Source organism: Gardnerella sp. c17Ua_118, from assembly GCF_055804255.1.
This window is the reverse complement of the sequence record NZ_JANUYT010000001.1, coordinates 1,433,446-1,457,172: the sequence shown is the minus strand read 5'-3', so window position 1 is coordinate 1,457,172 and position 23,727 is coordinate 1,433,446. Positions and strand designations below refer to the sequence as shown.

Below are 23,727 nucleotides of genomic sequence, written 5' to 3'. Positions count from 1 at the left end.
ACTTGGATTATCTCACAAAAGTATGACGGCAAAATGTCTATAAATGCAGCTAGCGTCAAATCATGGCTGCAAAATCTTCTACTTATTACTTGTGCTCCGAATGTGGTTGGAGTGGGTCAAAATGGTACGGCCGCTGCCCAGAATGCGGCGAATGGGGTACACTAAGCGAGTTTAGCGAGCCAAAGTTGCAAAGTGGCGTTTCTAAAGCTTTAAGATCGTCTAGAAATTCAAGAAGCGCAAAAACAAATGCGATTGCCGCGTTAAACATCGATTCCAGCGTAGACGCACAGCCGATTAGCAGCATCCAAGCAGATAATGGAATTAGAATACACACAGGATTTAGCGAATTTGACCGCGTTTTAGGAGGAGGGCTTGTTCCAGGGTCCGTAACGCTTATAGCAGGCGAGCCAGGAATCGGAAAGTCTACTCTGCTTTTAGAAACCGCTGGAAAAGTAGCAAAAAATGACGGCGAATCTAGTCAAAGCAGCGAGTCTGCAACAAATTTAGTCTTATACATTTCTGGCGAAGAATCAAAATCGCAAGTAAAATTGCGCGCATCACGCATAAACGCTATAAGTCAAAATCTTCTTCTTGCTAGCACAACAGACTTAAACACAGCTTTAGCACTAATCGAAAAGTATAAGCCAACACTTGCAATTGTTGATTCGGCACAAACTATTGTTTCTAGCGATGTTGATGGCATTACAGGAGGCTCCACTCAAGTTAGAGAAGTAGCTAGCGCGCTTATTGACGTTGCTAAAACTTGTAATATTCCAGTGCTTTTAGTTGGTCACGTTACAAAAGACGGCTCGATTGCAGGCCCGCGCACGCTTGAGCATCTTGTAGACACGGTTTGCCAATTTGAAGGAGATAGTCAAACTGCATTGCGCATGCTTCGTGCTGTTAAAAATCGTTTTGGACCTACAGACGAAGTTGGCTGCTTCGATATGAGCGGATGTGGTATTGAAGAAGTCCCCGACCCTTCTGGCCTGTTTTTGTCTTCTAACGAGGATTGCAAAAACGAAGGCACATGCGTAACGCTTACTTTAGAGGGCAATCGAAGCCTTGCTATTGAGGTTCAAGCGCTTGTTACAGACTCTGTTCTACCTGCTCCTAGACGTGCGGTTTCGGGAGTAGATGCAAACAGAATTGCTATGCTTACGGCAGTTTTATATAGGCATGGCGGATTGAATCTTCTTGCTAAAGACATTTACGTTTCTACGATTGCTGGCGCTAAAGCAAAAGAGCCTTCTTGCGATTTAGCAATAGTGGCATCTCTTGCAAGCGCTGCAAAAAATAAGCCAGTTTTGCCTTTTACGTGCGCAATTGGCGAGATTAGCTTGACTGGCCAAGTTCGATCGGCTTCTAGAATGGAAACTAGACTTAAAGAAGCTGCAAGAATTGGCTATAAACGTGCGATTGTTTGCCATTTGCAAAAAAAGATTCACGTTGCAGGAATTGATGTAGTTGAAGTAAATAATCTTAAAGAAGCGTTGAAAGCGCTGGGATTGTAGGAGATTAATGGAGATTAATATGGTTGACTTTAGTAAATGGGCTGCTTTTACATCGCAAAAAACTAATCGCTCGCTTGCAGGTTCGCGAGTGTTTATTGAAGATGAAAATAAAGAAAACAACAACAGCAATAACATCAACAGCGGCAACAATAGCAACAATAGCAATGTGCAAAAATTCCTGCAAAACGCGCAATCTTGGGGAATAATTCCCGTAAATTCTAAGGAAGACGCTGATTTTTGCGTAAAAATATGTGCAAAAAACCTAGAGACCACTGTAGACGCGCCTAATTTAAGCGGAAAAGATGCCATTGACTACGCGCAAAACCACATGCCAGTAATGCGCACGCTACTTAACAATTTACAAGAAAATGGTCTTAATTTAGAAGGCGTTAGAATAGCTGTTTGCCTTGTGCTAGAGCCAAAAACAGCCGTACTACTAAGGGAGCTACACGCTCACGGAGCGATTGTTGGCGTATTTTGCGGCCCAGACGAAACTGACCAGAGAGTGGCAGATCAACTTAAAAAAGAGGGCATTTTAGTGCAAGCAAACCGCGATTGGTCTCCTGAGCAAACGCACGAAGGCGCTCTAAAACTTCTAGACGAAATACAGCCAGACATAATAATCGACGATGGTGCAAGTTTTGCGCGACTAGCAAGCCTAGAACGCCCACAAATCGCAGCAAATCTAATAGGCGTTGCCGAAGAAACAACAAGTGGAGTGCGAGCTTTTGAAGCAATGCAAAAAGCTGGGCACTTGCACTACCCCGTAATCGCAGTAAATAATAGCGCTCTAAAAACTGATTTTGACAATCGTCATGGAACTGGCGAAACATGCGTTACAACAATGCAACAAATTCTTGGAAGCGAATGCTTTGAAAACGCTAAAGTAACTGTTGTTGGATATGGACCAGTTGGCCGCGGATTTGCATTAAGAATACGCGCATTGGGTGCAAAAGTTACGATTTGCGATACAAATCCTGTTCAATCCTTACGCGCAGTTTTCGATGGATTTGAAGCTAAAAATCTTGAATGCGCTGTTAAAGAAAGCAATATAATTGTTTCTGCGACTGGAGTTCGTCACACTATTACATTGCAAAATATGCAAAACATGCAAGAAAACGCAATTTTGGCTGTTATTGGTGGAATTGCAAACGAGATTGCACTAGACGAAATCCCTGATTTTAAGCCAGTTGTTGGAACAGCACAAAGAAAAATCCAAGTTCCGCGCGGTCCTCAAATTACGCTAATAAGCGAAGGAGACGGCACAAATTACACTACAGGCGGCGGAAATCCTATTGAGATTATGGACTTTAGTTTTGCTGTTCAAGTAAGCGCGGTTGCGTATTTGCTAGAGCACAATGGCAATAAAGACGGCAATAAAAATGGCAATAAAAATAACGATAATCGCCTTGATTCTGGAATCTACCAATTGCCAGAAAGCTCCGATAATCAAATAGCAAGAATCGCACTAGCAAAACGCGGATATAGCGCAAGCGAATCCAATAAAAACAACGGCTACAAGTGGGATTTAACGCGATTTGCGGAAGAAGCAAATAGTTAGCATAAATCAATTAACCAAATCATAATAAATCTAAGCAATAATAGAATAAATAAAGCAAAAAGTAGTACAACGTAATTCCTTAAGGAACACAATGCTTACAGACCCAATACGCAAACTTGCACACCCAACACCACTTAGCGAAGTCACACTATACAGTGCATCAATGGTTATTCCAGTAACGGGGCCAATAATCCCCGAAGGTGCCGTTGCTGTATCTAACGGACACGTTGTTCACGTTGGAACACGTCAATGGGTTCTTAATATTCTAAAAGACGAGATGCCAAGCGATTCTTATATGCAAATGTTTAGAAATGAGAAACATTGGCACGGCCTTATGACACCAGGTCTTATAAACGCACATACGCATTTGCAATACACAAATATGGCAAGCGTAGGACGCGGAGAATATAGAAATTTCCACGATTGGGAGCAAGGATTTAACGTTGTTTACGACAAGTTGCAAGAAGATAAACAAAAAAATCCATCGCTAACAACTTGGAAGACTTCTGCATACCAAGGCGCAAGAATGATGGTGGAAGCTGGCACTAGCGCAGCTGCCGATATTGTAACCGATATTGAAGCGGTTGGAGCGCTTGCAAGCCAGGGAATGCACGGAATTGCCTATTGGGAGGTAATGGGCTGGAAAAACGTTGATTGGAAGGAAGAAGGCTACGCTAAGCTGCTAGAAATGCTTGGGCAAATGATGAACAACGGCAGCATACCGAGCATAGGTATTAGCCCACATGCGCCTTATAGTCTAGAAACAGAGCCGTTTGTGGATTTGCCAGACATTGCGCGCCAGCTAAACATGCGCTTGCACATACACTTGGCCGAAACGCCAATGGAAGCAGGAAATCACGCAGATACGCTAACTACGTATTCTGCGCCAGATTGGAATAGCAATGTTTGGGAAAGCTATAGCGAACTTAAATCGCACGGAATGACTGCATCTGCAATTCAGTTTTTGGATCAGCTTGGATCTTTAGGGCCAGACGTGCATATTGCGCACGGCGTTTGGGCGGACGGCGAAGACCGCAGGATTTTACGCCAGCGCGGAGTTGGAGTGGCACTTTGCCCAAGGTCCAATCGCATTACTGTTACAGAGCGAGACGCGCCGATTCGCGATTACATGGAAGAAGGAAACTTACTTGCAATTGGTACAGATTCCCTATCTTCTTCCCCATCTTTAGACGTTTTAGACGATGCTGCAAAAATCTACGACCTAGCAACAGCACAAGGATATAGAAAAGATGATTTAACACATCGAATTATCCGCATGCTTACTTTAGGCGGCGCAAGCGTTATGGGCTTGCACGTAGGGCCGCACAGAATTGGCCAAATTAATGCTGGTGCAACAGCAGACCTGGCGTTCTTTAACATTCCAACAGACACAAGCTCGCCGCAAGGAGTTGAAGAGACTTTGCACAATTTTGTTCGTCACGGCGCAGGAAGCGCAAAAGCAACTGTAATATCTGGAAATCTTGTGTACAATAATGGCGCTTTTGCGCAATAAGTCTTGACTAATAAGTCTCGCAAAATAAATCAGAAAATATCAGGAGATATTATGAGCATTAAATTAGAAGATATGAGCGATTACGCAAAAAATCTTGTTAAAGAATTGCACTTAGAAGCACACCCAGAAGGCGGATGGTACGCTCGCGATTGGCAAGCAGCACAGTTATATAGCGCAAATAACAGCACAGACGCGAGCGCAGACGCGAGCGCAAACGCGACTAATACACAAGTTGACGAAAACTCCGCAGCCAGCGCTCCAAGACCACTAGCATCGCTTATTTATTTTCTTTTACCAGCTGGCGATTCAAGCGCGTGGCATAAAGTTGATGCAGACGAGATTTGGTTTTGGCATGGCCCAGCAAATCTTACGATTGAACTTGGCGGATGCAGCCAAAATCCTTGCGCAGAGGCTGATTTGCAACGTTTTACTCTGGGAAACACTAAAGATGGTAACGATTTACTTACGCGCGGTCATCTTGTGATTCCTGCTGGAACATGGCAGCGAACTGTACCTAGCAACGCAGATGTATTGGTGTCTTGCGTTGTAAGCCCTGGCTTTACTTTTAGCGGATTTAATTTAGCGTCTAAAAACTAGTATGCTACTTTGAAGGCGTAAGCTATTTAACAAGCGCGTTCAAAACGCTCAAAGTCAAGCTTCCAGCGCGATTTGCAGCAAGAACTAAATCGTCTTTATGCGCATCAAGCGATTCGTAAGATTCTCCGCAACGATTACTCATTGCGCGAATCGCAAGGAACGGCACGCTATTTTTAGCTGCAATATGCGCTACTGCAGCGCCTTCCATCTCTTCGCAATCGCCAAAAACCTCTTCGCGAACTGCATCTAGAACCTTTGGATCTGTGTTAAATTGGTCGCTTGTTGCTATGTTTCCGCAAACGTATGCAACGCCATTTTCGCTCTTATTAGACGCGCTTTGCTTAGATTCCGCGGAAAAATCGCAAGCAGCCGAAGATGATTCTTGCAAAGACTTTTCAAGCCTAAAGCCTAATAACTTCGCTTGATTTGCCGCTAAATCGCATAACTTTGAGTCCGATTCAAAAACTTCTTTGTATGGAGCACAATCTGCAATAATTTGTGTATTTGTTTCTAGATAGTGAAGATTCTTGCCTATAACAATGTCTCCAACATTAAGACGCGGATTTAATGCGCCTGCGATTCCGCTAAAAATCAACACTTGTGGCTTAGCTTCGATTATAAGAGCCTGAGCTGCTGCAGCTGCAGCACACTTTCCCATTCCAGCAATGCATATTGTAAGAACTGCTTTATTGCATTTGTTATTAGACGCGATTTTACCTTGAATAAAAGTAACACCGTAATCTTGCCAAGACTTATATTCGCCACTAAACGCTTGCAAAATAGGCTGAGCCTCTTTTTGAAGTGCCACTATAATCGCAAGTTTTGAAAGATTACTAAAATCGCCAGAATTACCGATTGAAAATTCCTTTTGCATAGTCTCCCCTAAAATAAGTTCGATAAGTCTAATCTAATAAAATCTAACAAAATCAAATATAGTCAAACATAATCAAATACAACCAAATACAGTCAAATACTTATGATTCTAAAATCGTAAAGACACGCTGCAACAACACAACACGCCGCAACACACCGATTGTAACCGTTACTTAACATTTACAAAATTGAACATAAGTAGAGCAAATTTACGCCATTAAATCAACAAAATATAGCACGTTATAAACAATCACGATAACAATTCTGTAACAATTAAGCCTTAAATGCATCTATCGTCTTATAAACTATCAAATGTACGGCCGCAAAACCTACTTAAATCGCTTAAAAAACGAATAAGCGAAAAAATTTAAGGTTTTAGCAAAAACAAGGAGAAAAAATGGCTATTTTCGTACATAACAACTTGCACACTAACCGCGTAGCAATCGCAGCTACTAAAATCGCTGCAGCAGCATTAGCCGTTGCATCAATGGTTAGCACAGCGGCATGCGGAAGCCAAAACGCACAAGATCCAAATCAAAAGACGATCACTCCAGGCGTTTTGACAATCGGCACAGCTCAGCCAACTTACACACCTTGGATGTACGATAACAAGCCAGAAAACGGCAAGGGATACGAATCCGCAGTAGCATACGCTGTTGCAAAGAAACTTGGCTACGGCAAAGACAAGGTTAAGTGGGTTCGCACAACCTTCGACTCCGCAGTAACTCCAGGCCCAAAGGACTTTGATTTTAACCTTCAGCAGTTCTCTATTACCGAGGAACGCAAGAAGGCAGTAGACTTTTCGCCAAGCTACTACAACGCAACTCAAGGCGTTGTTGTTAAAAAAGATAGCAAGTTTGCCAGCGCAAAGACTTTAGCAGATCTTAAAACCGCGCAGATTGGCGCAATGGTTGGAACAACAAGCTACAGCTTTGCTAAAGACAAGATTAAGAGCGATATTCAAACCTTTAACGATAACGACGCTTTGGTTCAGGCTCTTGACTCTAAGCAAATTGACGCACTTGTTATAGATACTCCATCTTCTGTAAATATTGTACGCAGCAAGCAGGTTAAAGATGGCGTTGTTCTTGGACAGATTGCAGGATCGGAAGATAAGGAAGGAACTGGCCTTGTTCTTCCAAAAGGATCTAAGCTTACTGCAGACGTTACTAAGGCTGTGAATGCTCTAGAAAAAGATGGCACTTTGAAGAAGCTTCAAGAAAAGTGGCTTGCAGAGTACACAACTGATGTGCCAGTTCTTAAGTAAATTGATCTAAATTAAATCAAACAAAATAGATTAAAAATAGATCAAAATAAATAAAAATCGTACCAACGTCATTACCAATACGCATTATTGTAAGCAATTTGTAACCCAATCGTCACATAAAAGTGCTTACAATAGTGCGTATCATTCATTATGTCGAAAGGCTCAGGCTACCGCCAATGACAGTACTTAACGGCAGTACAACAGATTCTGCAAGCAACGAATCAAATAAGTTACTCACTAATGCGTCGTCACTATCTAGCGCTAATACGGCATTAGATGAAGGAACGTGCGCTTTAAGCAATATCGAGCTTGAGCGCAGAGCAATACGCAAAAAACAGAATCTTAAATCTGTTTTAACAAGCATAATAAGCACTTTAGTATTGCTTGGCGTGTGCATTGCGGCGCTTGCAATGAGCCCTGGTTGGCCAAGAGTGCGCGAAACGTTCTTTTCTGGCAAATACTTTATTCTATCTTTGCCATCTGTTTTGCAAGGCTTAATGCTTAATTTGCAAGTGCTTGTGTTTGCTGTAATAGGAGTTGCAATACTTGGAACTTTAATCGCAGTTATTCGCACAAGCGTAAGCCCAATGCTTTTCCCATTGCGCGCTATAGCGCAATTCTACACAACTATTATGCGCGGCATACCAATGCTTGTTGTGCTTTACTTAATCGGCTTTGGCATACCAGGATTACAGCTTTTTGGGCGCATTCCACCAGCAATACTCGGCACAATCGCCATTGTTATGAGCTACTCAGCATACGTTGGAGAGGTATTGCGCGCAGGATTTGAAGACGTGCATCCGTCAATGCGAGCATCTGCAAGGTCACTTGGCTTAACATCTGGTCAAACTGTGCGATTAGTGGTAATTCCTCTTGGCTTAAGAAAAGTGGCTCCTGCATTAATGAACGACTTTATATCTATGCAAAAAGACGCAGGGCTTATATCTGTTTTGGGAGCTGTAGACGCAGTTCGAGCCGCTCAAATATCTGTTGCAACTTCTTATAACTTCACTCCATACGTTGTAGCAAGCGTTGTGTTTATAGCGCTAAGCATTCCGTTTATTGTTCTAAACGATTGGTATACAGCAAGACTTCGCAAGCGCGAGCTAAACGGAGGAACTGTGTGATGAATAACGTAACAAATCAAAAGGTAAATCAACAAATGAGTGATTACACGAACACAAGTGATCAAACGAATACAAGCAATAACACGGATTCAACCCCAGTTTTGCGCTTAAGCAATATTAGAAAATCGTATAACTCAACACCTGTTCTTAAGGGTATTTCTTTTGATATTGCGCCTCACGAAGTGGTGGCTCTTTTAGGGCCTTCTGGAAGCGGCAAATCTACTCTTATGAAGTGCATTAATTTGCTTGAGCGAGTAGACGACGGCCAAGTTTGGCTTGGAAACACAGATATTACAGATCCACGCATAAATCAAGATCAAATTAGATCTCAAATCGGAGTTGTGTTCCAGCAATTCAATCTTTTTACGCATATGAGTGTTTTAGATAACGTGACTCTTGCTGCGCGAAAAGTTCATCATTGGAGCAAAGATCGCGCAGAAAGCCGCGCAATGGAGCTTCTATCTAGGATTAAGCTAGAAAATAAAGCAAAATCCTACCCAGATCAGCTTTCGGGCGGACAGCAGCAGCGAGTGGCGATTGCTCGCGCGCTTATGACAAGCCCACAACTCCTGCTTTTAGACGAGATTACTTCCGCGCTAGACCCAATGCTTGTTGGCGAAGTTCTAGACATGGTTGCGGAGCTAAAGCAGCAAGGAACAACCATTTTAATGGCCACTCACGAGATGCATTTTGCGCACGAAGCTGCCGACAGAGTAGTTTTGCTTAGAAACGGCGTTGTTGCAGAAAACGGCACGCCGTACGAAGTTATGGATGCTTGCAGCGACCCAGAAACGCAAAACTTCTTTAAATCATTCCGACACTAGCGCGCGCGTTTGCTCAACGTCTTTGCTAATAGCGTCCTTAAGCTGCTCTTGCGAGTCAAATGCTTGCTGCGGGCGCAAGAAGCGCGCAAACTCAATGCAAACCCTATGCCCGTATAAGTCTTGAATCTTATCTGTTAACGCATATGCTTCAACAGTTCGATTAGACGATTGCTCTTCTAGAGTATCGTCGTAAGCATCCGCGCGATTTGCCGCGTCATCTTCAAAAGTAGGATTAGTGCCAACTGAAATTGCAGCAGCCCAACGCCAAGGCGAATGCAATCCAAGATGAAGCTCATCTTTACGCAAAACACCTACGCTAGGAATGTTTCTGCCAGAAGAAGCGCCATTTTGCTCGTCTGCATCTAAATCAATAATCCAGCCAGCATACACGCCATCAACAGGAATATATCCGTCAATTCGCTCACCAAGATTTACAGTTGGGAAGCCAATTTGATGACCGCGACCAGCTCCGTGAATAACAGTGCCTTCTACTCTATGCGGCTGTCCAAGAATATCTCCAGCATCTCGAACCCTGCCATTTGCAAGCATCCATCGCACATTTGTAGAGCTCCAAGCACGAACCTTTTTATTCGGCATGCCCTTGCTCCAAGCACGATATTCCGCCTTATTCATGCCACTTGCAGGATCTTTTGGCTCTCCGCCTTCTAAAGGAACCTCTGGAACAATCGGGTCTGGAACGCGAACGTCTCCTGGCCCAAAATCATCTACAACAACAAGATTAAAAACGCCTGTAGCTTGCGCAAGCTCTTTAATAGCATGAACGTTTCCAGCTCTTTTAGCGCCCAAAGCTGCATCCGACCCCAAAACAAGCGCGCGCATACCTAGCTTACCAACCAGCTGCCCAAGGAAGAATCTGTACGATTTTGCCGCAAAAGCAAGGCTATATCGAACTATAATAACGTGATCAACGTCTAACTGCTGTAAAACTCTAAGCCGCTGGCGAACGCTTGTTAGCGCTTGCGAATCTACTGGAATTTGCGCGTCATCGCCAAAATCGTCGAATAAATCTGGATTTTCGTGCACAACGCTTGGACGAGGGTCAAACATTATAACAACCGAGAACGCGTTGTTTTTGCGCGCAATCTCCACTGTTCGCTCAATAACTTTACGATGCCCAAGATGCATTCCGTCGAATACACCTATTGTAACAACTGACTTACGTTGAGCGCTCAACGTTGGCCAACTAATCATACCGTTGGCATCTGGTCGAATGTCGATGACCTTCATCATATCCTTACTGTTCGCAAGAGCCGCAAATATTGGTATCGCTTTATTTTAGACGCCACTTTGCCGCAACCCCATTTTCACACTAATATCTATTTTACCAGCAAACTAGCTTTGTACAAATACTACAATTGGTTTAGCTTCTATTTGATTTGTATTTTTTTCGTTATTCTCGATTTTTTCGTTATTCTCGTTATTCTCTTGTGACTTATAGAACGTAATACTTTCGCGCGTAGAAGCTTGCGACTTTTGTGCAACCTCTAGAACTGCAACAACGTCGTTTTTCTCATCTTTTGCGGCTTTTACGTATGCAATCGCGTTTTTTGCGCTAATCGTAGGAATTGTGATTTTTCTGCCAAATCGCAAGTCTTTAGCTTGATTTTCGCTTACTTCTACTGTTTGCATTGTTAATTTTGCAGATTCAAACATGCTTAGCAAGTGTTGATTAAGAGTGTTTTCTAAAGGCGATGAGGCTGGCAAAGCAGATGACGAATCGCCAGAAACCAGCGAATCGCATGAACCTTGCGAATAGTATAAATCGTCTAAAACAGCCTTCGCGCGAGTTTGAGTCACGCCATTTTTGTTTGTAAATGTGCGAATAACACTTTTAAGCTTAAGCACGCGACTATCTTCTATAGAAAAATCGCCAATACGCGTTCTTCTAAGGCTAACTAAGTGTCCTCCAACTCCAAGAACACGCCCCAAATCGCGAGCTAGAGCGCGAATATATGTGCCACTAGAGCAAGAAACGCTTGCGCGCACGTCAATAACCTTTGCGCCGCTTACGCCCACACTAAAATGCGCATCCAGCAAAGAAAAATCGTAAATAAAAACTTCTCTAGACTCTAAATGAACATCTTTACCTTCACGCGCTAAGTCGTAAGCGCGAACGCCATTTACTTTTATAGCAGAAAAAGATGTTGGCGTTTGCATAATCGAGCCAGTAAAATTCTTTGCTATTACAACGCGCAATTCTTTAAGAATTTCATCAATATTTGCAAAGTTTATAATGCCATTTTCATCATCCACGCTTGAAACAACATTACCATCCGCGTCGTCTGTGTTAGTTGACTCGCCAAGACGAATCACAGCTTCGTACGTTTTATTGTGACCAAGCAAATAGTTGAGCAAGCGCGTGGCGTTACCAAAGCCAAGAATCAGCAAGCCTGTTGCCATTGGGTCTAAAGTTCCAGCATGACCCACTCGTTTAGTGTGCAACAAGCCGCGTGCAAAAGATACAACATCGTGACTGGTAACGCCTTTTGGCTTATCTACTAGCAAAATTCCAGAAGATGGTACTTTGCTAGAAGATGGTAATTCAGGACTACTCATTGCCCTCTCTAAAGTCGCTAGTTACATCACTATCAAAGTCGCTAGAATCCGCAAAATCGCCAGAATCCGCAGAGTCGCTAGAATCCGCAAAGTTGTCGTCTTCAAAGTCGCTGTCTTCGTCAAAATCCTCGTCGTCAAAATCCTCATCTTCACGAGGCTTTTTATACGGATCCGCTTCCCCAGCATATTGCGCTGTTTCTCGCGCTTTAGCTAGCTCCTCGTCACGCTTGCGAGCCGCAACCAAAATGTCTTCAATCTCGTGAGCTTCGCTAGGAACTTCATCGTAAACAAATTGGATTTGAGGCGTTAATCGCAAGCCTGCTTTAGCTCCAACTAAAGTGCGTAAGCGTCCCTTAGCCTGTTGCAAAGCCTGGTTTGCGCGCATACGCTCGCCCTGCTCTTTTCCAGCAGTGCCAAGCTGCGTCCAATACACTTTAGCTATTTGCAAATCGTTAGTAACTCTCACTTCTGTAATCGTTACGTTAGCAAGTCGCTTATCGTGCAAATGCGATTCCATATTGGACGCAATCACTCTGTGAATCAAAGCCGCAATTCGCGCGGCTCTAGGGTTTGTTCCAGCCATATTACTTGCGCTCAATCTGCTTCATTTCAAATGTTTCGATTACGTCGCCAAGCTCAATGTCGTTAAAGCTGCCAAGATTAATGCCTGCTTCGTAGCCTTCGCTAACGGATTGCACATCATCCTTAAACCTACGCAAAGTGGAGATTTCAAGATCGTTAACAGTTGCAACACCGTTACGCAAAATACGGCACTTGGTTCCGCGCTTAACCTCACCATCTTGAACCATAACGCCAGCAATATTGCCAAACTTGGACGAGCGGAAGATTTCGCGAATCTCGGAATGAGATGTAACAACCTCTTCAAACTCTGGCTTAAGCATACCCTTCAAAGCAGCTTCAATATCTTCGATTGCTTTGTAAATAACAGAGTAGTACTTAACTTCCACGCCTTCGCGATCTGCCAAGTCTGCAACCTGGCGATTTGGACGCACGTTAAAGCCAATAATAACGGCCTTATCAACAGTTGCAAGGTTCACATCGTTTTGAGTAATCGCGCCAACGCCGCGGTGAATAACCTGAATTCCAACTTCGTCGGAAACCTCAATCTTCATTAAGGAGTCTTCCAAAGCTTCAACGGAGCCAGAAGAATCACCCTTAATAACAATGTTAAGCATATCCACTTCGGACTTAGCAAACTGTTCCTTAAGGCTTTCAAGAGACACAACCTTACGACGCTTTGCAAGCTGAGCCGCGCGCTCTGTAGCCTGACGCTTTTCGGCAATTTGGCGAGCAGAACGATCGTCGGAAGTAACCAAGAACAAGTCGCCTGCAGTTGGAACAGAAGTCAAACCAAGCACCTGAACTGGCGTGGAAGGACCTGCCTCTTGCAAGTGGTTGCCATTTTCGTCGAGCATTGCGCGAACGCGACCATAAGACGTGCCTGCAACAATGGAATCTCCGACTTTAAGCGTACCTTGCTGAACAAGAACGGTTGCAACAGCACCGCGACCCTTATCCAAGCGAGCTTCAACAGTTGCGCCACGAGCGTCCATGTTTGGATTCGCCTTAGGATCAAGCTCCGCATCTGTAGTCAAAAGAACAGCCTCAAGAAGCTTATCTACGTTGGTCCCCTGCTTTGCGGAAATATTCACAAACATGGTGTCGCCGCCGTATTCTTCTGGCACAAGACCGTACTCTGTAAGCTGACCGCGAACCTTATCTGGGTTTGCTCCAGCAACATCAATCTTGTTTACTGCAACAACAATAGGCACGTGAGCAGCCTGTGCGTGGTTGATTGCTTCAACAGTCTGAGGCATAACGCCGTCGTCTGCTGCAACAACAAGAATTGCAACGTCTGTAAGCTCCGCACCACGAGCACGCATAGCTGTAAACGCTTCGTGGCCTGGTGTATCCAAGAACGTAATCTTGCGCTTGTCGCCGTCTAAGGTGACTGTAACTTGGTAAGCGCCGATGCGCTGCGTAATGCCGCCAGCTTCGCGCGCTACAACATTCGACTTACGGATTGTATCGAGCAAGCGAGTTTTACCGTGATCAACGTGGCCCATAACAGTAACAACTGGAGGGCGAGTTACAAGATTATCGTCTTCTTGAAGCTCTTCTTCGTCTAAGTCAATATCGAACTGCTGAAGAAGCTCTTTATCTTCCTCTTCTGCAGAAACAAGGCTAATATTCCAGCCGATTTCTTCGCCAAGAATCTGGAATGTTGTTTCATCCAAAGACTGCGTAGCTGTTGCCATCTCTCCAAGATGGAACAAAACAGTAACCAAAGCTGCTGGATTTACATCAATCTTTTCTGCCAAATCCGAAAGCGTTGCTCCCTGACGAAGGCGAATCGTAGCGCCGTTACCCGAAGGAATACGCACGCCGCCAATAACTGGTGCTTTAAGCTCTTCGTATTCCCTGCGCTTTGCAAGACGATTCTTGCGAGCCTTAGAGGACTTTCCACCTTGGCGACCGAATGCACCTGCAGCTCCTGCGCGACCACGACCACCCCTGGATGGGCCTGCATTTGGAGCACCTGCAGCCGCTGCTTGGAAGCTTGCAGCTTGGTTTGCGTTAAAGCGCGACTCTGCCGATGGGCGCGATCCTGCGCCACCATTGCCGCCGCCTGAACGATGCGAACCTTGCCATTGGGAACGATTTGCTCCGTTGCCGCCGTTGCCATTGCCGCCGCCTTGACGGTTTCCGCCGCGACCACCGCGACCGCGACCACCGCCGTTGCCGCCATTACCATTACCAGATCCTGGTTTTGAGCCACGAGCATTCTCTGCAGCAGCGCCTGGCCGCGACATTGGATGTGGGCGTGGAATGTCTCCAGGTGTAGGCGCGCGCATACCCTGCTTTCGACTAAACGGATTGTTTCCTGGTCGAGGAGCGGTTCCCGAGCCAGAGCCTTGGTGTGGTCTAGGGCGTGGAGGCATTTGCGCAGAACGCTCTTGCTTAGCAGATTTAGATTCTGCACCACTGCGCTTTTCTGCGTTGCGCTTTGAATCGCCAGACCTAGAAGCATTATTAGGCTTTGCGTTTCCAGCCGAAGGCTTAGGAGTTGCATTGTTAGCAGCATGCGCATTAGAAGTCTTAGATTCGTGATTTTCATGCACTTTTTGCGCAGAATTCTGCTTTGCAAAAGACTTTTGTTCTGGCTTTTGATTAGCCTTCTTTTCTGCATTTTGACCATGAGATTCTGGCTTGCTATTAGACGCAGAATCCGCAGATTTATTAGACGCATGATCAACATTCTTAGACGCAGAAGGCTTCGATTCGCTCTTTGCAGCAGAATCCGCAGGCACAAATTCCGTCTTTAGACGACGCACTACAGGAGCTTCAACAGTTGAAGAAGCGGACTTTACGAATTCGCCCATACTCTTCAAACGTTCCAATACGGTTTTACTATCTACACCAAATTCTTTGGCCAGTTCGTATACGCGCTTTTTTACCACTCAGTGTTCTCCTCAGTCTGTGGCAGCGTAAAACGAACGCAACCACTTTATATTGTTATAAGATTCTTACTCTTATGCTTTTTATTTAGATATCTCATAATGCGATATCTCATCGTGTAACCATGATTTCAACCATGATTTTGTACCTCGTTCCCTAGGCAAAAAGCTGCTAATAAGCCCAGATTGCAGCTTTCAGCTTACTCGAAACGTTGGATTCTCGGGAGTGTCGCAAGTTTGCTAAATACTAGCAAAAATCTTATTCCGCCGAATTAGAATCAGCGTTCATAGCTTCTTGCTTTTTAGCATGCTCTTCCGCAGACTCAATTCCAATCTTCCAACCAGTCAACTTTGCTGCAAGTCGCGCGTTCTGTCCCTCCTTGCCAATTGCAAGCGAAAGCTGAGAATCGTGAATAAAAGCAACAGCAGTCTGACTTTTCTCACTAACAACATGAACTTCAGTTACTACTGCTGGAGACAATGCAGCGGAAACAAACTGTGCTGGATCTTGCGACCAATCAACAATATCGATTTTTTCTTGACCAAGATTTTCCAATACAGCACGAACGCGCGAACCACCAGGACCAATCAAAGCACCCTTTGGATTAACGCCATCTGTGTTAGCGCGAACAGCAATCTTAGTACGAGCGCCAGCTTCTCGAGCAATTGCCATAATCGAAACAGCTCCCGAAACAAGTTCTGGAACTTCTCGCTCAAAAAGTCTGCGAACAAGATCTGGGTGAGACCTAGAAACAACTATTTCTGGTCCGCGCAAGCCGCGAGCAACGTTTACAACATAAACGCGAATACGCTCGCCGTGACGATACCTTTCGCCAGGAACTTGCTCTCTTCTAGGCAAAATGGCTTCAACATCTCCAACAGCAACGTGAATATTAGAAGGATCTTTAGAATCCTGCTGCACAATGCCGTTAATAAGCTTTCCTTTTTGACCCGAAAAAGCTCCAAATACGCGGTCATCTTCCACTTTGCGGAAAAGTTGAGTAATAACTTGGCGAGCTGTTGCTGCAGCAAGACGTCCAAAATCTCTAGGCGTATCGTCATACTCCTCGCCCAAAGTAAATGCTGGGTGAGGATTATCTTCTGTAGGAACACCTGGAATCTCATCTCGTGCCCATACAGTAAAGCAACCAGCACGCTCATCTAGCTCAACTCGAGCATGCCTTGCTGGGTGGGAAGTCTTCATGTATGCAAGACGCAAAGCCTCGGCGAGTGCCTCGTCCAGCTCGTCGGCATTAATCCCCTGCTGAGCCGCAAGCTGATGCATTCCCGCCAAATCCAATTCCATCGTGCACGTCCTCCTGTGATTCATTTATAAATTTTCACTTATAAAATTAACTTATTCTTCTTTTATACGTTTTACGCATAACAAAACGCTAAAATCTAATTTTAACAAGTATGTAAAGCGCAAAATTTTATGACTATGATTAAAAATGTTAAGCATAAAATGTTAGACACAAAGCAAGCCAACATTGGTCACAGTCACGGACTATTTTAGTAGATTATGCAGACACGTTTTGTTTTGTTCTAAAGCCTTGCAATGCGTGCAAAATATTATCAAACGCGTAGCAAAAGGTGTTCCAATGCACAAAAAAAAGTTTGTTCTAGTATTTGCATCACTTATTGCTGTATTAATGGCTTCTAGCGCTTGCTCGGGATCAGGGCAATTTAATAACGTTAACAACACTGCGGTTCGTTCATCTAAAAGCAATAATGAGTGCTACCAAGTTCTACAAAGCGCAAAGCACAATCAAAAAATCGTAGATCAACAAGAAGCAAACGTAACTAGAAACAACTTGCAAAATGCTGCGAATTCTTGGAAAAACGTTGCAATACAATGCAACGCACGATTTGCTCAAGGCGTTGTTTTTAGCGCGCAAAACACCTGGAGATTGGCCAACTTAAGTCAAGGCAACGAAAGTGGAGCAGCAAACGCCCCTAAAATCGCAAATCAAATGGAATCAAGCGTTTACAAAAAATTGTATGACTTTGCAAATAGTACTAGTAACTTGTATTGGAATCACGACCCACTTGCAAAAGCGGCATTAGAACAAGACAAACTAGCTTTTATGTTACAAACTTTAGCTGCAAAAGATGTTGATAATGTTTCCTTAAGACAAAGCGATATTACAGCTACGATTGCTAACATGCTTATGCACTTTGCTTCAAGCGGAAGCGACTTGCGACAAAAAGTATACGAAATACCGCAAAAGAATCTGGACTCTGGCGTTGCAAAAGACGAAGCTAGCGCAAAAGACTTGCCAATAGTTGCAATAGCGTATATGGATTGCGCGCGCGGAGAACTAGACGCGCTAAATCAAGCTATTTTCCCTACAAACAAAGACGGTAGCGTAAATCATAGCGCACTTTCTAGCAACACAAATCAAGAGTTTATTGAGATTCTTGCAAACATTGCTATTTCGCATATTATGAGCGCGTACGCGTATGGATACCCTAGCGATTCTTCCGCGATTTTTGAGCAATAGCACACTGCATGATTGCATATGTACGCCAAATAAAGTAGAGATTCGAGATTTTTCGCACTGAATGAGATGAACCTCAGCGCCGAAGGTGGTGATTCATCGAATGAAGAAGAAAAATCGAGAATCTCGGTGATGAAAGATACGAAAAAGTTCTAGATATCCAGAAGGTTTGATGTATTTCTCTACGAGCAATAAAAGAGGAGCGTAGCGACGGGACTTGCGAGGAGAGAAATACTCAAACCTCGCGCAACGACAAATAAGGAAAGCGCTTGTGTAAGCAAAAAGGGCTTCTGGCTAATCGCCAGAAACCCTGCTTGCGGATGAAGCGAGATTTGAACTCGCGGAGGGTGTAGCCCTCACACGCTTTCGAGGCGTGCTCCTTAGACCGCTCGGACATTCATCCTTTGCGCCAATCGCAAATACGCAAAACGCAAATGCAAAAAGAAACGCAACTTTTCAATTGTAAAACAACCCTAGAATATATAAGACGCATGGCGCGTTGACACTCACCCAAGCTCCTCGATCGTGCGCTTAGCACGAATCGCGTTTGCTCGCACACCAAGCTCCTCGTCTTTAGGGTATTCAACATATTCCAAAGTCAAACCGTTAGCTGCAATCGGCCCAGTAGAGCCTTCTCGAATCGGATTTTCAATCTTATTTTTGAACCAATCAACAGAACGCTTTGCACACCCAACTTGCACGCACGCCCCAACAAGCGAACGAACCATGTTATGCGCAAACGCGTCTGCAACAATAGTAAACTCAAGCAAACCGTTCTCAATGCAAGGAATTTTTCCAGTTGATTTAGATAAACAGCTCCCCACGCAAACGCGATTCCAAACAGCCTTTTTAACGCAGCGAATCGTAGTTCCACCAGGATTTGGCCGCGCAAAAGAGCCAAAATCGTGCAAACCAACAATCAAAGACGCCGCCTGATTCATGGCATCAACGTTTAAGTCGTAGTCAAGCTGCAACACAAAGCCACGCATGCGCGGATCCAAATTCGCGCGATTCGCAGCATCACTAATCCTATACACGTATGTGCGATCCAACGCAGAAAAACGCGCATCAAAACCGCTTGGCGCAATGCTTACGCTGTGAATCGAAATGTCTTTAGGCAAAACGCCACAAAGCCTATATTCCAAGGCTTTTACTGGAGTCAGATTTGTGTGACCGACGCAATTTTGCAAAACGGATTCCGAAACGTCTAAATGGCAAACTTGGTAAGATGCGTGAACGCCCGTATCTGTGCGGCCAGCAACGCTAAGGCGCAAAGGTTCGCTAGCATCGCTTTTATTCACGCGCAAAACCTTGTGCAATGCGTCTTCTAAAACACCTTGAACGGTGCGCAAAGTAGGTTGCTTTGCCCAACCATAAAAATCGCCGCCATCATACGCTAAATCCAAACGAAGACGCATTCAAAACCTTTCCAAACAGACTTACAAACAGACTTTCCAAACAGACTTCCACTAGTTTTTCTTATCTGAACCGCCAGCGAGCGCAAAAGCACTCATAACGCTACGAATCAACTCATATGTTTTTGAATCCATATGCATTGCAATCTTCAATAATGCAGGAACAACCTCCGACCAATGCGAAGACATCTCGTCGAAATTCGAGTACCCTAAACTGCTAAACATGCTGTAAACACTATCAATTCTGCGTTTTCGCTCTTCAAATGGCAAACTCATCATCCACTCGTTTGCAGCTTTAGAAACTGCTAGAGCGCGCGGAGTTACACAATCGCAGTAGTCAAAATCACCATCTTTAACTTGCCAATATATGCCAAGATGTTGCATTAATCCAATTGAATCGGCAGCTGTAACCTTATACGGCACTCCCGTATCCATAATCAATCCAATAAAGGCAGATTGCGGAACAACTTTTTCGATTCTGGAAACAACGCGAGAAAAAACCTTTGGATCAACAACATCCGAGCCAAAACTAGGGCCGTCCATTGAATAGATTTTACTAATATGATTTCCAAGGCTTCGATCTTGCGCGTCTAATCGCATTGCCGCGTATGCAGCCATATTCCCGCCTTTTGAATGGCCCACAACAAATATTTTAGGATTATCACTTAGATCGCAATCATTTAAATCGCAATCATTGCTATTTTCTAGATTGCTCTTATCTAAATCACTATTCTTAAAATCACTCTTCTTATTAAACAAATTCGCAAAATAATCACCAACACTGCTAAAAATCCCACGAATACCGCCACTTTTGCAAGAATCTTTACATGCGCGCCTAGATATAGAGAGCAAATACTCCGCCGCCGACTCCTGCGCTGGCACTGGGCAGCGAAATGCCATGTTAAAGTCTTCCTTCCAGCCAACAAGCGTGTTATCTGTTCCTCTAAAAGCAACAACAAAGCAGCTAGACCCAATGCAATCTGTTAAATCAAAAGTAACAGCCGCAAATTGCTGTTCGCAAGAGTCATCAATATTCGACTCATCAAAACGTTCAAGAACCTCACCAACACGCATGCCCCTATAACGCGGGCTAGACTCAACAGCCAAAAGTAGATTCTTGCGAAACTCATCTACCTTAGTAGAACCAGAGCTAAACATTGAAGAAAAATCCTCACCGCGAAGCAATTCGCTTAAAGGAACGGTTGCTAGTGAGTTAGAATCGTCATTATATTTTGGAATCGATTCAGGCATGCAAATATACGCCAACTCGCATAAAATAAGCGAATCTACGGCGTTGAATTTTCGCTCTTTAAAATTAGTAAAATCATTATTCAGTAAATCGAGAATATTTGACATAGTTCAATAATAATTGATACCAGATATAGAAAATATATGTCAGATATAGAAAAACGGGCTGGAGATATCTCCAACCCGTTTAATAAACCTTTATACTTGCGATTAATCGCAAAAAGATTTACTTACCGATGCATCAAGATGCTAATCTCAACTACTCGGCTGCTTCTTCTTTAGCAGCAACCTTAGTAGCGGACTCAGCTTCCTTAACAACAGCCTTCTTTGGGCTTACTGGCTCAACAACAAGCTCGATAATAGCCTGTGGAGCAGTATCACCACGACGAGGGGCCATCTTAACGATGCGAGTATAGCCACCTTCACGCTGCTTCATCTGCTCAGCAATCTGAGTGAAAAGCATGTGAACAACGGACTTATTGCGAATTACGCGCAACACGCGGCGGCGCGAATGCAAATCGCCACGCTTAGCGAATGTTACCAAACGCTCAGCAAGTGGACGAAGACGCTTTGCCTTTGGCAAAGTAGTCACAATACGACCGTGCTGGAAGAGGCTTGTAGCCATATTGGCCAGCATCAGGCGCTCATGCGCTGGGCTAGAAGCCAGACGAGGCCCTTGTTTCGGTGTAGGCATTATTACTCCTTATTGCCGCGGAATTCAGGTGGGCAAAAACCCGAACATCCAAAAACCGCGACGATTTGCGGTGGTTGTTTACTCGTCTTCTGGCGAGAAGAATGTGCCACCTTCGAGATTATTGGCGTCAAAGCCAAGCGGTGAAGGCTTAAGAGACAATCCCATGGATTGCAACTTTTCTTTAACCTCATCGATGGATTTCATGCCGAAATTACGAATATCGAGCAAATCCTGCTCAGTGTGAACTACCAGCTCACCAACTGTGTGGATTCCTTCACGCTTCAAGCAGTTGTAGCTGCGCTGCGTTAGGTTCAAATCCTCAATTGGAGTGGCCATTTGGGAATCAGCTTCCGCCATGACTGGAGCTGGACCAACTTCAACACCTTCAGCATCGACGTTAAGCTCACGGCAAAGACCGAAAAGCTCAACCAAAGTCGAACCTGCGGACGCAACTGCGTCTCGTGGTGTAATAGCTGGCTTAGTTTCCACATCCAGGATAAGCTTATCGAAGTCCGTGCGCTGTTCCACGCGGGTAGCTTCGACCTTATAGCTCACCTTCAAAACTGGCGAGTAGATCGAATCCACTGGAATGCGACCGATTTCGCTGTTTTCCTGCTTATTCATTTGAGCAGGCACGTAGCCACGACCACGCTCCACAGTGAACTCAATTTCGAGCTCGCCATCTTCAGCAAGTGTAGCGATATGCATCTGTGGGTTGGCAATAGTGACGCCAGCAGGAGGAGTAATATCTCCAGCTGTTGCCTCACCCTTGCCGCTCTTGCGTAGATACATCACTACTGGCTCGTCATACTCACTTGTAAGTACGATGCCCTTGATGTTCAGCAGGATTTCAGTGACATCCTCTTCAACACCTGGCAGAGTCGTGAACTCATGTAAAGCACCAGAGATGCGTACCGAAGTAACGGCCGCACCTGGAATGGAGCTCAACAAGGTACGACGCAGCGAATTGCCGAGCGTGTATCCGAAACCTGGTTCCAACGGCTCAATAGTAAAGCGAGAACGCTGGGGATTCAGTGATTCCTCGGTAAGTGTTGGACGCTGTGCGATAAGCACTTTTGTATCCTTTCAGCTTCTGGTCGGTGGTGCACTCGCCGCCCATAAGCGGGTTGGATGGATGGATTCGTAAGAGTGCTCAGACGCGGCGACGCTTTGGTGGGCGAACGCCGTTATGCGCTTGTGGGGTGACGTCGGTAATAGAACCGACCTCAAGACCCGCGGACTGAAGGGAACGGATAGCGGTTTCGCGACCGGAACCTGGACCCTTAACAAACACGTCGACCTTTTTAAGGCCATGTTCCATTGCCTTACGAGCAGCAGACTCAGCGGCCATACCTGCAGCGTAAGGAGTCGACTTACGGGAACCCTTAAAGCCGACATCGCCACCAGAAGCCCAAGAGAGGACTGCACCCGATGGATCGGTGATGGAAATAATCGTGTTATTGAATGTTGATTTAATATGCGCCTGCCCAACCGGTACCGACTTGCGGTCCCGGCGACGCGGCTTGCGCGAGGCTTGCTTTGCAGCTGCCATTGACCCTCGTTTCCTATGACGAATTAGTTGGTATGTCTAGGCGATGAGAATTAACTCGTGGCCTAGAGCCGACCACCGACTATCGGGTGGCCTTCTTCTTCCCGGCGACAGTACGCTTTGGACCCTTACGAGTACGAGCATTAGTCTTAGTACGCTGACCACGCACAGGAAGACCCTTGCGATGACGCTGGCCTTGATAGCAGTTGATCTGAATCTTACGACGGATGTCGGCGTCGATTTCACGACGCAAATCGCCTTCAATCTTATAGTTGGCCTCAAGATAATCACGCAAAGTGATTAACTGTTCATCCGTAAGATCCTTGACGCGGGTATCCGGATTAACACCGGTCGCGGCAAGCGTTTCCTTAGCGCGAGTACGACCTACACCAAAAATATAGGTGAGGGCAATCTCAATGCGCTTCTCATTGGGAATATCTACTCCGGCAAGACGTGCCATTGTAATTCCTTTACTATTACGCAGGTCGTGCACCAAGTCTCCCGCAATAATATCGATTATTTGCGGCCTGGGCCTGCGCACCCAGGGTTCAGCTTAAGCTGCGACTTAGCGCCTTATTCCTTTATATTCGCGGTGGAGATCCACTCAGCCCTGACGCTGCTTATGACGTGGGTTGATGCAAATCACCATGACGCGACCGTGACGGCGGATCACGCGGCAGTTTTCGCAGATCCTCTTCACGCTAGGGCTGACCTTCATGGTTTTCCTTTGCTTGTACCTTTACTTATAACGGTACGTAATACGTCCGCGGTTCAAATCGTAAGGACTCATCTCCAGCACAACACGATCTTGCGGAAGAATGCGAATGTAATTCTTACGCATTTTTCCCGAAATCGTAGCCAGTACAATGTGCTCGTTCTCAAGCTGAACGCGAAACATCGCGTTAGGTAGTGCTTCTACTACCGTGCCTTCGACTTCAATCACACCGTCTTTTGCCATGAGCCTCGTTCCGTTCCTTGGATATACTAC

At 45.0% G+C, this 23,727-nt stretch carries 22 protein-coding genes and 1 tRNA gene; 8 read left to right on the top strand and 15 right to left on the bottom strand.

The genetic code is table 11. The features are described from left to right. Window positions 1-62 precede the first annotated feature (62 nt). The 4 genes from radA (at window position 63) to NYP69_RS05900 (ending at window position 5,185) form a co-directional block, all read left to right on the top strand. Window positions 63-1,514: a DNA repair protein RadA gene (radA, locus tag NYP69_RS05915; protein WP_473410737.1), complete on the top strand. Its 1,452-nt coding sequence runs from the start codon at window positions 63-65 to the stop codon at window positions 1,512-1,514. Window positions 1,515-1,533: 19 nt separating this feature from the next. Further along, window positions 1,534-3,075, top strand: a complete 1,542-nt coding sequence (locus NYP69_RS05910) for an adenosylhomocysteinase (protein ID WP_050543403.1) — start codon at window positions 1,534-1,536, stop codon at window positions 3,073-3,075. A 91-nt stretch (window positions 3,076-3,166) separates the two neighbouring features. Beyond that, window positions 3,167-4,588, top strand: a complete 1,422-nt coding sequence (locus tag NYP69_RS05905) for an amidohydrolase family protein (protein ID WP_004131721.1) — start codon at window positions 3,167-3,169, stop codon at window positions 4,586-4,588. 51 nt (window positions 4,589-4,639) lie between these two features. Beyond that, complete coding sequence (locus NYP69_RS05900; RefSeq protein ID WP_472781576.1) at window positions 4,640-5,185, top strand: cupin domain-containing protein; 546 nt, start codon at window positions 4,640-4,642, stop codon at window positions 5,183-5,185. A gap of 22 nt (window positions 5,186-5,207) precedes the next feature. Here NYP69_RS05900 and NYP69_RS05895 read toward each other — a convergent pair whose 3' ends face one another. Next, complete coding sequence (locus NYP69_RS05895; RefSeq protein WP_004131719.1) at window positions 5,208-6,059, bottom strand: 5'-methylthioadenosine/S-adenosylhomocysteine nucleosidase family protein; 852 nt, start codon at window positions 6,057-6,059, stop codon at window positions 5,208-5,210. A 396-nt stretch (window positions 6,060-6,455) separates the two neighbouring features. Between NYP69_RS05895 and NYP69_RS05890 the strand changes: the two genes are divergently transcribed. The 3 genes from NYP69_RS05890 to NYP69_RS05880 all read left to right on the top strand — a co-directional run bounded on the left by NYP69_RS05890 (window position 6,456) and on the right by NYP69_RS05880 (window position 9,276). Beyond that, window positions 6,456-7,325, top strand: a complete 870-nt coding sequence (locus NYP69_RS05890; protein ID WP_128832008.1) for an ABC transporter substrate-binding protein — start codon at window positions 6,456-6,458, stop codon at window positions 7,323-7,325. Window positions 7,326-7,501: 176 nt separating this feature from the next. Next, on the top strand, window positions 7,502-8,452 hold the full coding sequence (locus NYP69_RS05885) for an amino acid ABC transporter permease (RefSeq protein ID WP_102704752.1): 951 nt from the start codon (window positions 7,502-7,504) through the stop codon (window positions 8,450-8,452). Beyond that, the gene (locus NYP69_RS05880; protein WP_115794007.1) at window positions 8,452-9,276 is read left to right on the top strand and encodes an amino acid ABC transporter ATP-binding protein; all 825 of its coding nucleotides are present in this window, start codon (window positions 8,452-8,454) and stop codon (window positions 9,274-9,276) included. Before NYP69_RS05885 ends, NYP69_RS05880 begins: the two co-directional genes overlap by 1 nt. Here the strand turns inward: NYP69_RS05880 and ribF are convergent. From ribF to nusA, 5 genes are all read right to left on the bottom strand, one after another. Beyond that, window positions 9,262-10,524, bottom strand: coding sequence for a bifunctional riboflavin kinase/FMN adenylyltransferase (gene ribF, locus NYP69_RS05875; RefSeq protein ID WP_172539745.1), 1,263 nt, complete (start codon window positions 10,522-10,524; stop codon window positions 9,262-9,264). The two genes, NYP69_RS05880 and ribF, sit on opposite strands and share 15 nt — an antisense overlap. 105 nt (window positions 10,525-10,629) lie before the next feature. Next, window positions 10,630-11,853: a tRNA pseudouridine(55) synthase TruB gene (truB, locus tag NYP69_RS05870; protein WP_415691448.1), complete on the bottom strand. Its 1,224-nt coding sequence runs from the start codon at window positions 11,851-11,853 to the stop codon at window positions 10,630-10,632. After that, window positions 11,846-12,436, bottom strand: coding sequence for a 30S ribosome-binding factor RbfA (rbfA, locus tag NYP69_RS05865; protein WP_346284216.1), 591 nt, complete (start codon window positions 12,434-12,436; stop codon window positions 11,846-11,848). Before rbfA ends, truB begins: the two co-directional genes overlap by 8 nt. 1 nt (window position 12,437) lies before the next feature. Then, on the bottom strand, window positions 12,438-15,335 hold the full coding sequence (gene infB / locus NYP69_RS05860) for a translation initiation factor IF-2 (RefSeq protein ID WP_427898057.1): 2,898 nt from the start codon (window positions 15,333-15,335) through the stop codon (window positions 12,438-12,440). 256 nt (window positions 15,336-15,591) lie between these two features. After that, the gene (nusA, locus tag NYP69_RS05855; protein ID WP_004131711.1) at window positions 15,592-16,638 is read right to left on the bottom strand and encodes a transcription termination factor NusA; all 1,047 of its coding nucleotides are present in this window, start codon (window positions 16,636-16,638) and stop codon (window positions 15,592-15,594) included. A 256-nt stretch (window positions 16,639-16,894) separates the two neighbouring features. Between nusA and NYP69_RS05850 the strand changes: the two genes are divergently transcribed. Continuing rightward, a complete protein-coding gene (locus NYP69_RS05850; protein WP_102704886.1) occupies window positions 16,895-17,836 on the top strand; it encodes a hypothetical protein in 942 nt (313 codons plus the stop codon). 314 nt (window positions 17,837-18,150) lie between these two features. On the opposite strand, the gene NYP69_RS05845 is transcribed toward NYP69_RS05850, so the two are convergent. From NYP69_RS05845 to infA, 9 genes are all read right to left on the bottom strand, one after another. Further along, window positions 18,151-18,236, bottom strand: a tRNA-Ser gene (locus tag NYP69_RS05845). 103 nt (window positions 18,237-18,339) lie between these two features. Beyond that, window positions 18,340-19,251 (bottom strand): tRNA pseudouridine(38-40) synthase TruA, encoded by a 912-nt coding sequence (truA, locus tag NYP69_RS05840; RefSeq protein ID WP_020759423.1) that lies wholly within the window; start codon window positions 19,249-19,251, stop codon window positions 18,340-18,342. A 51-nt stretch (window positions 19,252-19,302) separates the two neighbouring features. After that, entirely contained in the window at window positions 19,303-20,604 is a 1,302-nt protein-coding gene (locus NYP69_RS05835; protein WP_116692308.1) for an Mbeg1-like protein, read from the bottom strand. A gap of 151 nt (window positions 20,605-20,755) precedes the next feature. Then, on the bottom strand, window positions 20,756-21,190 hold the full coding sequence (gene rplQ, locus NYP69_RS05830) for a 50S ribosomal protein L17 (RefSeq protein WP_004131707.1): 435 nt from the start codon (window positions 21,188-21,190) through the stop codon (window positions 20,756-20,758). A 78-nt stretch (window positions 21,191-21,268) separates the two neighbouring features. Further along, the gene (locus tag NYP69_RS05825; RefSeq protein WP_004131706.1) at window positions 21,269-22,264 is read right to left on the bottom strand and encodes a DNA-directed RNA polymerase subunit alpha; all 996 of its coding nucleotides are present in this window, start codon (window positions 22,262-22,264) and stop codon (window positions 21,269-21,271) included. Window positions 22,265-22,343: 79 nt separating this feature from the next. Further along, a complete protein-coding gene (rpsK, locus tag NYP69_RS05820; protein WP_004105468.1) occupies window positions 22,344-22,742 on the bottom strand; it encodes a 30S ribosomal protein S11 in 399 nt (132 codons plus the stop codon). 79 nt (window positions 22,743-22,821) lie between these two features. Next, window positions 22,822-23,199 (bottom strand): 30S ribosomal protein S13, encoded by a 378-nt coding sequence (rpsM, locus tag NYP69_RS05815; protein ID WP_004105472.1) that lies wholly within the window; start codon window positions 23,197-23,199, stop codon window positions 22,822-22,824. Window positions 23,200-23,343: 144 nt separating this feature from the next. After that, complete coding sequence (gene rpmJ, locus NYP69_RS05810; RefSeq protein WP_003842636.1) at window positions 23,344-23,457, bottom strand: 50S ribosomal protein L36; 114 nt, start codon at window positions 23,455-23,457, stop codon at window positions 23,344-23,346. A 21-nt stretch (window positions 23,458-23,478) separates the two neighbouring features. Then, window positions 23,479-23,697: a translation initiation factor IF-1 gene (infA, locus tag NYP69_RS05805; protein ID WP_004105485.1), complete on the bottom strand. Its 219-nt coding sequence runs from the start codon at window positions 23,695-23,697 to the stop codon at window positions 23,479-23,481. Window positions 23,698-23,727 lie beyond the last annotated feature (30 nt).

Coding starts and splice junctions, on each gene's coding strand:
- radA (WP_473410737.1), top strand. CDS start 63: ATGGCTGCAAAATCTTCTACTTATTACTTGTGCTCCGAATGTGGTTGG.
- NYP69_RS05910 (WP_050543403.1), top strand. CDS start 1,534: ATGGTTGACTTTAGTAAATGGGCTGCTTTTACATCGCAAAAAACTAAT.
- NYP69_RS05905 (WP_004131721.1), top strand. CDS start 3,167: ATGCTTACAGACCCAATACGCAAACTTGCACACCCAACACCACTTAGC.
- NYP69_RS05900 (WP_472781576.1), top strand. CDS start 4,640: ATGAGCATTAAATTAGAAGATATGAGCGATTACGCAAAAAATCTTGTT.
- NYP69_RS05895 (WP_004131719.1), bottom strand. CDS start 6,059: ATGCAAAAGGAATTTTCAATCGGTAATTCTGGCGATTTTAGTAATCTT.
- NYP69_RS05890 (WP_128832008.1), top strand. CDS start 6,456: ATGGCTATTTTCGTACATAACAACTTGCACACTAACCGCGTAGCAATC.
- NYP69_RS05885 (WP_102704752.1), top strand. CDS start 7,502: ATGACAGTACTTAACGGCAGTACAACAGATTCTGCAAGCAACGAATCA.
- NYP69_RS05880 (WP_115794007.1), top strand. CDS start 8,452: ATGAATAACGTAACAAATCAAAAGGTAAATCAACAAATGAGTGATTAC.
- ribF (WP_172539745.1), bottom strand. CDS start 10,524: ATGAAGGTCATCGACATTCGACCAGATGCCAACGGTATGATTAGTTGG.
- truB (WP_415691448.1), bottom strand. CDS start 11,853: ATGAGTAGTCCTGAATTACCATCTTCTAGCAAAGTACCATCTTCTGGA.
- rbfA (WP_346284216.1), bottom strand. CDS start 12,436: ATGGCTGGAACAAACCCTAGAGCCGCGCGAATTGCGGCTTTGATTCAC.
- nusA (WP_004131711.1), bottom strand. CDS start 16,638: ATGGAATTGGATTTGGCGGGAATGCATCAGCTTGCGGCTCAGCAGGGG.
- truA (WP_020759423.1), bottom strand. CDS start 19,251: ATGCGTCTTCGTTTGGATTTAGCGTATGATGGCGGCGATTTTTATGGT.
- NYP69_RS05835 (WP_116692308.1), bottom strand. CDS start 20,604: ATGTCAAATATTCTCGATTTACTGAATAATGATTTTACTAATTTTAAA.
- rplQ (WP_004131707.1), bottom strand. CDS start 21,190: ATGCCTACACCGAAACAAGGGCCTCGTCTGGCTTCTAGCCCAGCGCAT.
- rpsK (WP_004105468.1), bottom strand. CDS start 22,742: ATGGCAGCTGCAAAGCAAGCCTCGCGCAAGCCGCGTCGCCGGGACCGC.
- rpsM (WP_004105472.1), bottom strand. CDS start 23,199: ATGGCACGTCTTGCCGGAGTAGATATTCCCAATGAGAAGCGCATTGAG.
- rpmJ (WP_003842636.1), bottom strand. CDS start 23,457: ATGAAGGTCAGCCCTAGCGTGAAGAGGATCTGCGAAAACTGCCGCGTG.
- infA (WP_004105485.1), bottom strand. CDS start 23,697: ATGGCAAAAGACGGTGTGATTGAAGTCGAAGGCACGGTAGTAGAAGCA.